We start from the raw sequence: 13483 nt of genomic DNA, 5'->3' as shown, positions 1-13483 counted from the left end.
CTGAGATTTTTACAAATACTCAAATACTTTAACTACCCGCTCTACGCCAGAGATGTTGCGAGCGATATTAACGGCTTGGTTTGCTTCGGCGTCAGAGACTAGCCCCATTAAATATACTTCGGCATTTTCAGTCACTACTTTTATATTATTACTGCTGATGTTTTCAGCCGCTAAAAGCTGCGCTTTTACTTTTGAGGTTAACCATGAGTCGTGAGTTTGCGTGGTGATTCCAATATTAGAGCCAATGCGAAGTTGGTTATGAATTTTGCGAATACCAGATAGGTTCTCAATGGTTTTAAACGCTTGGTTTTTCATCTCTTGGTTAGGAACTTGGCCTACCATTAAAACCACGCCATTTACGCTTATAACGCTGATATGAGCAAACTTATTAAGGCGTTCATCTTCGCTAATAGCAATGCTGGCTTTTATTTCAATGTTGTTGTCGTCTATTTGTGAGCCAATGGTTCGTCTATCGTTAGCGGCAGTAACAGCACTGGCTGTACCGGCGACCACAGCAGCGGCACAACCTTGTAATAATACAACAGTGCCTAGAATAATTAGGGAGCGTTTAAACATAATTTTCGTCCTGCGGGAAAAGGGTTAAATCCACCAACTCACTTAAACAGTGAAGGTTCACTAAATGCGATTCAATAATGCGACTCGGGCGTTTAGACGGCGTACGAATTTCTACATCGTTATGGCCAAGCAAGCCAACGAGTTCGCCGCCATCATCGCCTACCATTACTATGACCTTCATATCTTTGGTAAGTGCCGCTTCTACTGCAGAAATTATGTGTTTTTCATTACCATTAATGGCAAGTACCAATAATAAGTCACCTTGCTGAGCAAAGGCACGAACTTGGCGTGCAAAGGTATCGTGGTCATCTATTTGATTGCCTTGGCCCAAGTTAATATTTTCTTGTGAGAGAGCGATTGCAGGTAAGCAAGGGCGTTCTGTTTCGTAAAAATTAACCAGTACGCCTGCCATGTGTTGTGCCAGCATATGGCAATTTGCAGTACCGCAACAGATCAACTTATTCCCATTGATCAGGCTTTGTGCAATGGTAAATGCCGCTGATTCTAACGCGCTTGGCAACACTTCGCCTGCGGCTATTTGAACTTGAATACTTTCTTTAAAAATTTCTTTAATTGTATCTTGCATGGGTTACCAACAATTTATCTCTAATTCTGTGTGAGCTCACACCGGCTTTATTAAAAGGTAATTATTTTAGGCGTTAGCTAATGTTTAACTGTATGCTCAGCATGAAGCTGTTGTAATCGTCTTATTTTTATACATCAGACATTAAAATACATTTTTCAACCAGTTAATATGTAATGACGGTTCGCCTGTTATAGCTACGTAATCAATACGTAATGGCTGGTTTTTTAAGTTTTTAGCACCAAGGTAATGATAAATAGTGCGCTTTAACTTAGCTTGCTTTTGCGGGCTTAGCGCATAATTAGCGCCGCCTTTTATGTTATTTTTACGAAACTTAACTTCAACAAACACTAAGGTGTCACCGTCTTTCATAATGACATCAAGTTCGCCGTAGGGGCAGTAGTAATTACGCTCAATCGCTTTTAAACCTTGCGCTTCTAAATACTTTTGCGCTTGGCGCTCATAATACTGGCCTTTTTCACGACTATTTTGCCACAGCTGTTTAAACCACGACATGCTAACCCCTTAGTTAATAATGGTTATGCCATCGTTTGCTGATTGCATAAATAGCGGCACAGGGCGTTGTGTTTTTAATTCCACAGGTTTTATACGGCGATTGCTGTACTGCGCCCATTGCAGTGAACGTTCAATATCACCGGCACTATTAATGGATAATTTACCGCTTAAGCCTGAAAAGTATTTATCGGGTGTAATGCTCAGCTGTCTAATATCATTCAGCATGGCGACGGCATCGTAGGCCATGGCAAATAAACGTTGGCTAATATCAGCCTGTTCAGGCCATAAATCATTATATTGCTTACGTAGATTATGCTGCGTAATTTGTGAGTCTAACATCCAAGGAAGTTCGGTAAAGTAAAGCCCATCTAAATCGCCTTTGTCAGTGGTATCTATTTGCTTACTATGACTTTTAGAGCTGGCGTAAATAGGGATTCTGTCGGCAAAGGTGCTTACGTTAACATCTAGGTAAGGCTTAATTAATCGGGTCTCTATGGCGTCACCTAATATATAAATTGCATCAATATCGCCACGTGAACGGGTTTCACTTTCTACTTCTTTATTAAAAAGTGTTTTAACCGATTTAATACGCTCTTTTGATTTATCAACTTCTAGCAAGCTGGTAATGGTATTGGGCATATCTTTATTGTCGTTGTAAAAGCCAACTTGTGTGGTTGTTTCACTATAGCGTTGCCATTGCAGGTTAAAGTAGTCAATTAAGCGCTGACCATTGGTATTATTTGGCGCTAGCAACATAGGTTTTTGATAACCTTGCGCTAAAAAATGCTCTAGAGTTTGTTGTACTTCATGCTCAGGATTAAGCGCAAAAAAGTAGTGCTGCAAAGAGGTTCGTTCGCCATCAAAGGTATTTAAATGTAATGTGGGTATATCGAGTAATGTATTGGTATTAGCGAGCTTATCTATATTGGCTTTTAATAGCGGGCCAATTACAAAGTCTGGTTGTAATTGCGAAATCTGTGCGCTCAACGCTTCTGTTTCGCTATTTTCATCAATAAACAGCGTTTCGCTAATCTCTTTTTTATCAAGTGCAGCCAGTATGCCGGCTTTTAATGCATCCCCTAAGCGCTTGTTAGCACCTGACTGAGGTAATAGCACAACTAAGCGTTCAATATTTAGTGGTGCTAATTCATTGGCGTAAGTATCTTGTTTTGGTAGAACATTGGTACCAGGGTGCCCAAGGTAACGGCGGCGCCAATTATTAATCGCTTGGTCTAAATCAACAGAGCTGTTGGCATAAACCTGATGATACAAAGCTAAGTTAACCCAGCCTTGTTGAATAACCGAGCCACGGTTAAATCGCTCTAATGCATACGAAGAAAGCTGCTTTAAATTATGCCAAAGTGCGTCATTAAGTTTAGGGATAGAAATATTATTTTTTGCTACCGATTCAGAGGCAGCAAAAAAGTAAGGAGCTGCACGTTTTGGTAAGTCTTGCGACGCAAAAATGCTGGCAGTTAAAAATTGGTGCCAAGCAAAATGCTCAGGTTGCTTAAGTTGCCCCTCAAGCGTGTTTAGTACCTCAAGTGCTTGCTGGTTTTTATTTTGCTCTTTTTGCGCAAAGGCAATGTATAAACGATTTTGAATTTGATCAACACTGGCGGTAAGTGCAAGTTCAGTGCATATTTTTTCGAGTAGTGGCCAGTTTTCTTCTGTAATTGCGCTATCACGAGCACTATAAAGTAGCTGAATTTTATCAGCGCCATAGCGGTTTTGCGCTAATTGGTAAATAGATTGCGCATTCAGTGCTTCATTTTTCAGCGTATTGGCACTGTTACTTAAGTTATCGCTGGTTTTAGTTGGTTTTTCGGTTGTGCTACACGCCGATAACCCTGACAATATAATTAATAGACTAACTAGTTTAAGTCGCACAATGATTTCCCATACGTTAACGCGATTTGCTTATATTACTGACTGACGCAGGAGACCTCAATGTTAAATGAGGAGAATTCACAGAAAATTGGCACTCTTTACGTTGTTGCCACCCCAATCGGCAATTATGACGACTTAAGTCAGCGTGCAATCGCGACATTATCGCAGGTTGACTTAATCGCAGCTGAAGACACTCGCCATACTGGTAAGCTACTTAGCCACTTTGGTATTAAGGCTAAAACCTTTGCGTTACATGACCATAATGAAAAGCAAAAAGCGCAGCAAATTATCGACCAACTTAATCAAGGGTTAAATATTGCATTAGTTTCTGATGCAGGCACACCCCTGATCAGTGATCCTGGTTATGCGGTGGTTAATTTATGTCGTGAGCAGGGCGCAAGTGTAACCCCCGTGCCTGGTGCATGTGCTGCTATTACGGCGGTATGTTGTTCTGGGTTACCTACTGACCGTTTTCAATTTATTGGTTTTACACCTGCTAAAAGTAAAGCGCGCCAAGACTTTTTTATAGATGCGGTTAACTCAAGTATTACCAGTATTATGTATGAAAGTACCCACCGTATTATGGCAAGCCTTGACGATTTAGAAGCAGCGCTAGGTAGTGAGCAGCAGGTGGTATTTGCCAAAGAGCTAACTAAAACCTTTGAAACCTTTTTTAATGGCACAGTGAGTGAGTTAAAGCAGTTTTTAACTGACGATCCTACCAAGCAACGCGGTGAAATAGTACTCATGCTGCCGGGTAAAGCTAAGGTAGTTGACGATATTCCGCCAGAAGCCCGTAAAATGTTAGCGTTACTTGAAAACGAAATGCCAATGAAAAAAGCGTGTGGTGTAGTAGCCGATTACTTCGGCATGAAGAAAAACGCGTTGTATAAAACAATTATTGAAGAAAAACAGTAAATGTTTACTGCGTAGTGTTGTGCTCTCATGTATACTGCGCGCCGAGTTAGCCAAGATAATCGCTGCCTGTGACGAAAATGATCAGGGGGAGGAAAGTCCGGGCTCCATAGGGCAGAGTGCCAGTTAACGGCTGGGGGGCGTGAGCCCACGACAAGTGCAGCAGAGAGAAGACCGCCAATCTTCGGGATTGGTAAGGGTGAAAGGGTGCGGTAAGAGCGCACCGGGCCGCTAGTAATAGTCGGTTGCAAGGTAAACTCCACTCGGAGCAAGACCAAATAGGGTTCCTTATGGCGTGGCCCACGTTGGAACCGGGTAGGTTGCTTGAGCCATAGAGCGATTTATGGCCTAGACGAATGATTATCACTTTCTTCGGAAAGGACAGAACCCGGCTTATATGGCTAACTCATTCATTCAATAAAAAAGCCCGCAGTTAACGCTGCGGGCTTTTTTGTGTTTGGAATAAGCTGTCAGGTTGCGGGCGGCGAGCTTAAAACCTAAACTCGACGCGAGACTAACTATCGCCTTCAGGCATAAAAAACCTTGTAATGTTAACCGCAAGGCTTTTAAATTTCTCGAACCTCGAACCTCGAACCTCGAACCTCGAACCTCGAACCGATCTATATAATATTTTTACCCTGCTCCGGATCGCGCGATTCATCGGCTTGCTCGCGAATATCATCCGTATCACTGCTTACATCATCAATACTGTGTTCATGCTCTGTGTTTTTATGTTTTTGAGTATGTGGTTTCTCTTTAGTTTTTTCTGTTGTCTCTGTTTTAGCTTCGCTTGCTGTGGGGTAAATATCTTCACCTTGGCTATTGAGTAATACACGCTCTCTAGCATCGTCAGGCATACTTATATTATGTTGCGTAAAACTGTTAATTAACTCTCGCATTAGCTGTGAGGCTACTTTAACAATGCTGTATTGTTCGCCGTTGACCCAAAAGTAAACAGTAAAATTGATAGTGGCGGAGCCTAAGTTATCAACCAATACTTGGGGAGGTGGATCGCTAAGCACAGAGTTTTGATTTTTTATAACGCTAATAGCAAGACTTTGTGCGCCGCGAATGTCATTATCGTAGCCAATACCGATTGTGAAATGACCGCGCATCTTTGGATTAGCGGTTAAGTTTTTAATGGTATTTTTATACACAGTCGCATTGGGTATTTGAATATGATTGCCATCGTAGTCAACTAAAGTGGTTGCTCTTGCAGTTACTTTTTTAACAATGCCTATTCTACCATCTACTTCTATTACATCATTAATTTTAAATGGACGTTGTACACTCAAAAGTAAACTGGCAATAAAGTTCTCAGCAATATCCCGAAAGGCAAATCCTAAAATAAGGCCTATTAACCCAGTGCCACTCATAATAGCGACCGCGAATTCAGTCAAGCCAGCCAAACGTAAGAAAAGGTAAAACCCGAGTAAAATAATTAAGGTACTAATACCACGCCTAGCAACTAGGTGTACTAATTTACTGTTGGTCATGTAAGTAACGGGCTTTATTAACAAGCGTGATAATGGGGTAGCGATTAAATAACTAATCACCAAAATAATAATCCCTAGAAACAAAGTGGGCAGTAATTGCACGAATGATTGTAGTAATTGCACGCTTTGCTCTTTTAAAAAGTCCCATGAAACCGAGTTTGGCTGAACGGTGTCGATTGCGGGAATAGATGCGTTATTAGCGAGTGTTGCAATTAAAGCGCTGAGCATAGGAGCCATCCGTGTTGCGTTGAGTTAATTAGGTCTGTGTAAAACAATAGCAGCAAGTTTAATACCAAGGGGTATTTGTTTGGCAAACATCTTGCAATTAATTGGGAAAAGGGAGTTAGCTATGAGTGACTTTAAGCGTGGCCAAAGAGCCAAGCAGCCTAACCATATCCCTCTGCGTGGCTGGTGGGATATTGCAAAGCGAATTATAAAACAAATGAGCCGTGATAATTTATCCTTGGTGGCAGCAGGCGTGGCCTTTTATGCACTTCTTGCTATTTTTCCTGCCATTGCGGCGTTGGTGTCTGTGTATGCTTATTTTGCTTCACCGAATGATATTAGTGCGTATTTAAGTCAATTTATGGCGTTATTGCCGCAAAGTACCCAAGAGATTATTTTGTCTCAGGTTTCGAGTCTTGCGCAAAAGTCTCAAACCAGTTTAAGTCTTAGCGCACTGGGCACTTTACTGCTCACTATTTGGAGTAGCTCTAAGGGCAGCCAAGCTTTGATCACCGCGTGTAATATTAGTTATCACGAATACGAAAAGCGTTCATTTTTTAAGGCGCAACTTGTACGTTTATTATTTTCAGTGGGCGCGATTGTGGTGGCGGTTATAGCATTGGTAATTATAGGTATATTACCGTTAGCACTTAACCTGTTAGGAATAAAAGAGAGTATTGATTTTTTAATCATGCTTATCTCATGGCCATTACTGGCACTAACCTTTAACTTTGCATTGTTAATTTTATATCGTTACGCGCCTCACAGAAAAGCAGCTAAGTGGCGCTGGGTTACCGTAGGCTCATTCACTGCCACAGTATTATGGATTGTGGCATCTTTTGGCTTTTCATTTTATGTATCTCATTTTGCCAGTTACAACGAAACATATGGCTCTTTAGGTGGGGTGGTTATTATGCTTATGTGGCTATTTATTAGCGCTTATATCATTATTTTAGGAGCTACAATTAATGCAGCGTTAGAGCAGCAAACGGCGCAAGACAGCACTATTGGACCAGATAAAAAAAGAGGGCAGCGAGGTGCATATGTTGCAGACCACCTTGATATTAAATAACTCTATTACTTTTATCAGAGCTTAATTACTTGGTTCGTTGTTATCAGCTGCATAAACGAGGTTTTGTGCAGCGGCTTTGAAAACAAATAGCCTTGACCATAATCACAACCAGCCTCAAGTAATAAATCCATTTGTAATTTTGTTTCTATGCCTTCGGCAATTACTTTTAAACCAAGCTGATGAGCCATCATAATAATTGCTTCACATAAGGCCAGCTCTTGGCTGTTTTTTTGAATATTATCAACAAAGCGTTTATCAATTTTTAGGTAGTCGGTATCCATTTCTTGTAAGTAAGCAAGCGATGAGTAACCAGTACCAAAATCATCGAGTGCTAATTGCATCCCTGATTTAACCAAGGCTTTTAGGCGGCTTTGGGTCAGCTCTTCAGGATTAACCATCAAGCCTTCAGTAATTTCTGCCACAATACTCGATGCAGGTAAATTTGCTGTCTCAAGCATGCCATACCAATCGTCTATACCACTGTCTGTGGTTGCGAGCTGCACCGGCGATACGTTAATACTAATTTGAAATTCATCTTGAATGTGTTTTTTAATATCATTAAGTGTTTGCAGTGCTTCAGTAAATACAAATTGACCAAGCGCATTTATTTGTCTGGTTTCTTCAGCAAGAGGAATAAAATCGGCAGGGCTGATCAGGCCTTTTTCTGGGTGTTGCCATCGAATAAGTCCCTCAGCTTTATGAACGTGTAAATCATCAAGGGACACAATAGGCTGATAATATAACTCAAATTGCTCTAACTCTATGGCTGAGCGAAGCTCTTTGAGCAACTGCATTCTTGCATTTGCATCTTCACGCATATCATGTGAGAAAAATTCAAAGTCATTTCGGCCGCTATTTTTTGCCTTATACATAGCTTGGTCAGCAGCTTTAAGCAGTTGCTCTGGGTTTTGGCCATCATCTGGCGCGCAGGCAATACCAATACTGGCACTGATATACACTTTTTCATCTTCAATAAAAATAGTCGAAGCAAGGCTAAGTAGCAGTGATTTTGCTATTTGTTTGATATTATCGCTACCGCGTAAGTCACTAAATACAATAACAAATTCATCGCCACCAATACGTGCTACAAAGTCAGCCTCTTTGGCTGTTTGCACAATTCGCTCAGATACTAATTTAAGTAATCTATCACCATAATGATGGCCTAACGTATCATTAATATCTTTAAAGTGATCAATATCTAACAGCATAATGACCAGTTTTTGGTCGTGGTTGTTTACGCTCGTAAAGCGTTTATTTAACCGCTCTTTTAGTTCTAGTCGATTAGGTAAGTCGGTTAAATGATCAAAATGAGCTTGTCGCCAAATTAGCTCGTCAGCTTGTTTTTTCTCGGTTAGATCGGTAAAAATAGCAATACGACTAGTTGGGGCTTTATTTTTATCGTAAATAGTATCTATGGTTAACCATTCAGCATACAGCTCGCCATTTTTACGACGATTGGTTATTTCACCTTGCCAGCGGCCAGTTTTATTTATTGACTGCCACATGTAATCATAAAACTCTTTATCGTGTTTACCCGATGATAAAATACCCACCGTTTTATTGAGTACTTCTTTTCGAGAATACAAAGTTGTTTCACAAAATGCAGGGTTCACATCATAAATAACGCCATTTTCATCTGTGATTGCCATACCTTCACTGCTGTTGTTGTAAACTAATGACGCTAAATGCAAAGACTCTTGATTCTGCTTTCGTTGCGTGATGTTACTAATAACAATTATAAACTCATCCACTTTTTTCATTGGGCTGATTTTCGCTTCATAAAACTGATTGTCTTGTTTATGTTCAAGCTCAACAGTGACAGGAGCGCTCAGGGTTGTTAAGTACTCTTCTACTTGTTTTAAATTAGCACTAGAGAATAAACACGATAACTTTTTAGGCGGTGTTGAATGGCTATAATTTAACGATTTAATACGTCCACCGGTATCAAGTATATTGCCATTGGCATCTACGCGTAAAAAAGCATCAGGTAGTGCATTAAGCAAGCTATTTAGCTCGTCATGTTTATGTTTAAGGCATGCTTCAGCTGTTAAGCGAGTTTCAGCCATATATTTAAAACGATGATAGAGTCTATTTAGCTCAGGGCTATTAGGCTGCTCGTCGTCATGAGGCATATTACCGGCTGCTAAGCGGTTAACAGCCTGCGTTAAACTTTTAATCGGGTTTAAGATGCTTTTATTGACTAATCGTCTAGCCAATACGGCTAAAAGAAGGATGGTCATTAAAAATCCTAAAACCATTTTTACAAAGTTAATATCTATTTGCTCAAGTGTTTCATCTATTGGTTGAGTAATATAAATAGAAAGTTTATTGTTATTGCCATCACGGTAGAGAGTGGTTTGATGGAAAACTCTTCGGATACCATCTTTTCCTTTAAAAATAACACCAGCTTGCAAGTTATGCGCTAAATCGAACTTTTCCAATTTGTTGCCTAGTCTATCGGCTGAAAAAGGGTAGTTAGCTAAAATACTACCGTTAGAGTCAGTAATGACAGCTCTGATTTCTGTCGATAAATTTAAAGTATTAAGTGCCGAGCTCCACCAGTCTAAAGCGATTACGGTCACAATAACGCCTTCAATATCATTATTTTCATTTAAGATAGGGTAAGCAAAGTTAATACTTTGCGCTTTGAGGCTGCGATCGTGCTGGAAATGGCCAATACTGAACTCTTTACTGGCGATCGCGTTTTTAAAATAGGGACGGTCACTAATGTTAATATTAGTGTCGCTACTTTTTGATGTACAAATTAGGTCACCATTTTTATTTACTATACCAATATTCGCGATATTACCATTGAGTGCCTTAACATCTAAAAAATACGCAGGACAAGTAGAGGGTAAAGATTGAATGTTTTTCTGTTTTTTTGCTAAAAACTCAGTAACTTTTTTGACATCATCAATCATGCTTTGTTGTTTGATAATTAGTTGCTCAGTGATGGTGCGCACTTTTGTCTCGTGCTCTTTAATGGCTGCGTCACGACTAAACCACAAGGTTACTAAAATAATAGCAGCAACAGGTATGCAAATTAGCATAAGAAGGCGGTAGAGTTGATGTTTTAATGATGAAGTAAAAATAGTCGTATCCAAATTAGTGCAAAGTAGAGTGACGCTTGATAATCCTACTATAAATAACCATTGAAGTACTAAGGTTATATCTAAGATTTTGCAATAAAATAGTGTTGCATATGATTGAAATATATTAATTTACGTATAAAAAACATGATGAAATAATAATTTAATCCCTTATATATTTACATAACATATTAGGCAAAAAATGAAAATAACCAAAGTTTTAACTGCTTATGCTACCCAAGATGGGGATGGCGTCAATATCCGTCGTATTCCAGGATTTGATGGTAAATATTTAGACCCATTTTTAATGATTGATGAGCTTAAATCTGATGATGAGAGTGACTATATTGGTGGTTTTCCTCCTCACCCTCATCGAGGTATCGAAACTTTTACCTATATTTTAAAAGGAGGATTTGAGCATAAAGATCAAATGGGTAACATAGAAGCGATTCGCGCCGGTGACGTGCAATGGATGAGCACCGGTAGTGGTGTTATGCACAGTGAAATGCCACTTGCTGATGCTGAAAAAGGCTTACATGGCTTTCAAATTTGGCTCAATATGCCAAGCGCTGACAAAATGCGTGAGCCGCAATACCAGGATACCACAGAGCATCCAGCACCGAGGTTTACTAATCAACAAGGTATTAGTCTTAAAGCGCTAGCAGGGACATGGCAATTTGATTCACAGCAATTGGTTTCAAGCTTACAAAACTTAGCCGCTAATGGTGCTATAGCCGATGTGGCTTTGCCTGCAGGTAAGGAGCTTTATCTACCAGCACTAAAACAGCAAAAAGTGATGATTTACATACACACTGGGTCATTAGAATCAGCGCAAGGTGAAACCTTTGATGCAGGAAAATTACTTATTGTTGAGCCATCGAGTGATATTTGCATACGTGCCGAAAAAGCAGCAGGTGTTCTGATTTTAGCAGCTGATCCGCTTAATCAGCCAATTGCACATATGGGGCCGTTTGTAATGACCACTGAAGCTGAAATCCGCCAAGCGGTTAGCGATTATCAAAACGGTTATTTTGGCTCACTGTCGTGACGATTTAATGTAGGAGTGAATTTTAAGCGAGTAGTTTTAATAACCAACTGTATTTTTTTACCATGTTGGTGTCTCCCTTTGCCGACTCCACAACCGCGCCTGCGGTAAAAGCACTAACGAGCCCCACTTTTGTTGCGGCAAAACGTTTGGCTCGATATTTTATTGCCGTGAGGTGCTGACGCTTTAGCTCAGAGCGCATCACGACTTCTTTGTGTAGCTGTTGCACTCGAGCATTCGGTGAGTTGATCAAGTAATTAATTAACATAATAGTGTATGCCTTATAATTTAAGCAGCTGCTTTAGACTATTTAGCGTTTTAGTAAAGCCAATTTTTTTGCTTAGATAAACTGCGTTCCGCCACAGCCAAATTAAGCATAAAATTTGTAGGCTGATCACTACAGTAATGCTCAGCCAAATCGAGCTAAATAAGTCAAAAGTCGCAAAGCCTACAATACCTAAAAACCCGACCCACAGTAACACCAAGCCACTGGCAAAACATCCGAGTAGGATGGTGATCAGTGCTAAGGATCTTAACGACAATTTCCATTCAGCTATGGCAAGCTGATGTGTCAACTTTCCTTGTTGATGATAATCATCCTTGAGCTGCGCTGCATAATCAGCAAGCTTAGCAACATGATCTTGCCAGTCATCGGCATGTTTTGCCGATGACTGCGAATCTGTCGATTGTGATTCACTTGATGTTGAATGTAGGTTTTGCATTAGTATTACTTGCGACGAAATAGTGCAGTAACTAACATACCAGCAGCAAATGCAAGACCAGCCGTTGCTAATGGGTTTTCTGATGCGAGTTGACGAGTCTTAGAAGTACATTCTTCTAATTTCTCGCGAGCTGCTAATTGTTTCTCATTAAGTGTTTCTGCTGAGCTGCTTGCTCCTTTACGAACGCCATTTTCAGCTACCGCCGCTTTACTCGATAATGCATCTACTGCGTCATGCGCAGCTGATGTTGCCTTATCTGTTAACGGGGCCTCAATCTCTTGTTTTGCATCGATAGCAGTTTTGCTCTTAGTTGCCGTAGCCATAATCAATCCTTAATAGTTTTTTAAAAGTAATTATTAAGGTGCAATGATTAAACCAGTTTTTAACTCATTGTTTTTTATGGATTGTATTTTATTTACTAATTTTTAGTAGGTTTATAGCTGTAACTATTGCGACAACAGTTTGTAATTTTTACAAACTAAGGCGTTTTGATCATTCGAGGTTGATTTTTCCTTTGCTTACTCGGTTATACATTTCAGGTCACGATTTAGTTGCACCTAGTTCGAATAAACAAAGCCCTACACACCCTAAATAAATTGTAATTATTCACTGTTTATTCATTAAGCAAATAATGCCAGTAAGCTAATAAAAAAAACGATAAAAAATTTTTTACTGGCTGATCAGATTTTTTACTAAACAATTCAACCGCTTTAATCTGAGCCTTATTTTTTCAGGCTTCGCGGGGCGCTAAAGCTGGGTGACTTACTTGACAAAAAGGCTTGTCAAGCCCTAAACTGGAGCACTGTGGTAAAAAGTGGTGTTTAGTGGATCAAACTGGATCGGGTTAATCAAAAAGTTGATTAAAATAATTTTACAATAGGCTTTTTATGTTTCGTGGCGCAAGTTCACTGAGTTTGGATGATAAAGGACGTTTTGCGGTACCAACAAAGTACCGAGACACGCTATTGTCTGAAGATCAGGGAACGGTTATTTGCACTGTTGCACTCAATGAGCCTTGCCTTTGGTTATACCCCCTTGCTGAATGGTTAGAAATAGAAAGCCGTTTAGCAAAAATATCTAATATGAATCCCAGAGCGCGACGGATGCAACGTATGTTGTTAGGTAATGCGACAGAGTATCAGCTTGATAAAAACGGTCGAATTTTGCTGGCGCCTTCTTTGCGCTCACATGCAGAACTTGGCAAAAAAATTATGCTGGTGGGCTTAATGAATAAATTTGAGATTTGGGATGAGGCGCGTTGGCACGAACAAATGCGCCAAGACACTGAGCTTGAAAGGCTTGGTGAATTTGAACCGAATGACGATTTAGATAACTTTACCCTCTAGCAGCAAAA

Annotated in this window: 13 protein-coding genes and 1 other RNA gene; 5 read left to right on the top strand and 9 right to left on the bottom strand. The window is 40.1% G+C overall.

Translation table 11 applies throughout. The features are described from left to right. Positions 1-9: 9 nt before the first annotated feature. From dolP to MTF66_RS15180, 4 genes are all read right to left on the bottom strand, one after another. Entirely contained in the window at positions 10-576 is a 567-nt protein-coding gene (gene dolP / locus MTF66_RS15195) for a division/outer membrane stress-associated lipid-binding lipoprotein (protein WP_008468380.1), read from the bottom strand. Then, positions 569-1162, bottom strand: coding sequence for an SIS domain-containing protein (locus MTF66_RS15190; RefSeq protein ID WP_008110721.1), 594 nt, complete (start codon positions 1160-1162; stop codon positions 569-571). Before MTF66_RS15190 ends, dolP begins: the two co-directional genes overlap by 8 nt. A gap of 141 nt (positions 1163-1303) precedes the next feature. Beyond that, positions 1304-1675: a YraN family protein gene (locus tag MTF66_RS15185; protein ID WP_008110719.1), complete on the bottom strand. Its 372-nt coding sequence runs from the start codon at positions 1673-1675 to the stop codon at positions 1304-1306. 9 nt (positions 1676-1684) lie between these two features. After that, positions 1685-3565: a penicillin-binding protein activator gene (locus tag MTF66_RS15180; protein WP_248527594.1), complete on the bottom strand. Its 1881-nt coding sequence runs from the start codon at positions 3563-3565 to the stop codon at positions 1685-1687. A 60-nt stretch (positions 3566-3625) separates the two neighbouring features. Between MTF66_RS15180 and rsmI the strand changes: the two genes are divergently transcribed. Continuing rightward, positions 3626-4483, top strand: a complete 858-nt coding sequence (gene rsmI, locus MTF66_RS15175) for a 16S rRNA (cytidine(1402)-2'-O)-methyltransferase (protein WP_010390670.1) — start codon at positions 3626-3628, stop codon at positions 4481-4483. 43 nt (positions 4484-4526) lie between these two features. Continuing rightward, positions 4527-4892: RNase P RNA component class A (gene rnpB / locus MTF66_RS15170), an RNA gene on the top strand. A gap of 208 nt (positions 4893-5100) precedes the next feature. Here the strand turns inward: rnpB and MTF66_RS15165 are convergent. Next, positions 5101-6204, bottom strand: a complete 1104-nt coding sequence (locus tag MTF66_RS15165) for a mechanosensitive ion channel family protein (protein ID WP_248527593.1) — start codon at positions 6202-6204, stop codon at positions 5101-5103. Between the two features lie 121 nt (positions 6205-6325). On the opposite strand from MTF66_RS15165, the gene MTF66_RS15160 reads away from it, so the two are divergent. Further along, positions 6326-7273, top strand: coding sequence for a YihY/virulence factor BrkB family protein (locus MTF66_RS15160; protein WP_054202316.1), 948 nt, complete (start codon positions 6326-6328; stop codon positions 7271-7273). A gap of 14 nt (positions 7274-7287) precedes the next feature. On the opposite strand, the gene MTF66_RS15155 is transcribed toward MTF66_RS15160, so the two are convergent. Beyond that, complete coding sequence (locus MTF66_RS15155) at positions 7288-10323, bottom strand: EAL domain-containing protein (RefSeq protein ID WP_138623274.1); 3036 nt, start codon at positions 10321-10323, stop codon at positions 7288-7290. A 241-nt stretch (positions 10324-10564) separates the two neighbouring features. Between MTF66_RS15155 and MTF66_RS15150 the strand changes: the two genes are divergently transcribed. Continuing rightward, positions 10565-11410 (top strand): pirin family protein, encoded by an 846-nt coding sequence (locus tag MTF66_RS15150; RefSeq protein WP_131690495.1) that lies wholly within the window; start codon positions 10565-10567, stop codon positions 11408-11410. A gap of 22 nt (positions 11411-11432) precedes the next feature. On the opposite strand, the gene MTF66_RS15145 is transcribed toward MTF66_RS15150, so the two are convergent. From MTF66_RS15145 to MTF66_RS15135, 3 genes are read right to left on the bottom strand one after another with little or no spacing between them, the layout of a single operon-like run. Next, a complete protein-coding gene (locus MTF66_RS15145) occupies positions 11433-11675 on the bottom strand; it encodes a hypothetical protein (RefSeq protein WP_010390679.1) in 243 nt (80 codons plus the stop codon). A gap of 13 nt (positions 11676-11688) precedes the next feature. Beyond that, positions 11689-12129, bottom strand: a complete 441-nt coding sequence (locus tag MTF66_RS15140) for a hypothetical protein (RefSeq protein ID WP_010390680.1) — start codon at positions 12127-12129, stop codon at positions 11689-11691. 5 nt (positions 12130-12134) lie between these two features. Then, positions 12135-12452, bottom strand: coding sequence for a hypothetical protein (locus tag MTF66_RS15135; protein ID WP_010390681.1), 318 nt, complete (start codon positions 12450-12452; stop codon positions 12135-12137). 564 nt (positions 12453-13016) lie between these two features. On the opposite strand from MTF66_RS15135, the gene mraZ reads away from it, so the two are divergent. Continuing rightward, on the top strand, positions 13017-13475 hold the full coding sequence (gene mraZ / locus MTF66_RS15130) for a division/cell wall cluster transcriptional repressor MraZ (protein WP_010390682.1): 459 nt from the start codon (positions 13017-13019) through the stop codon (positions 13473-13475). Positions 13476-13483: the final 8 nt, after the last annotated feature.

Source organism: Pseudoalteromonas sp. 2CM39R, from assembly GCF_023161845.1.
Note: the sequence above shows the minus strand (reverse complement) of the source record. Positions and strands in the feature narration are given on the sequence as shown.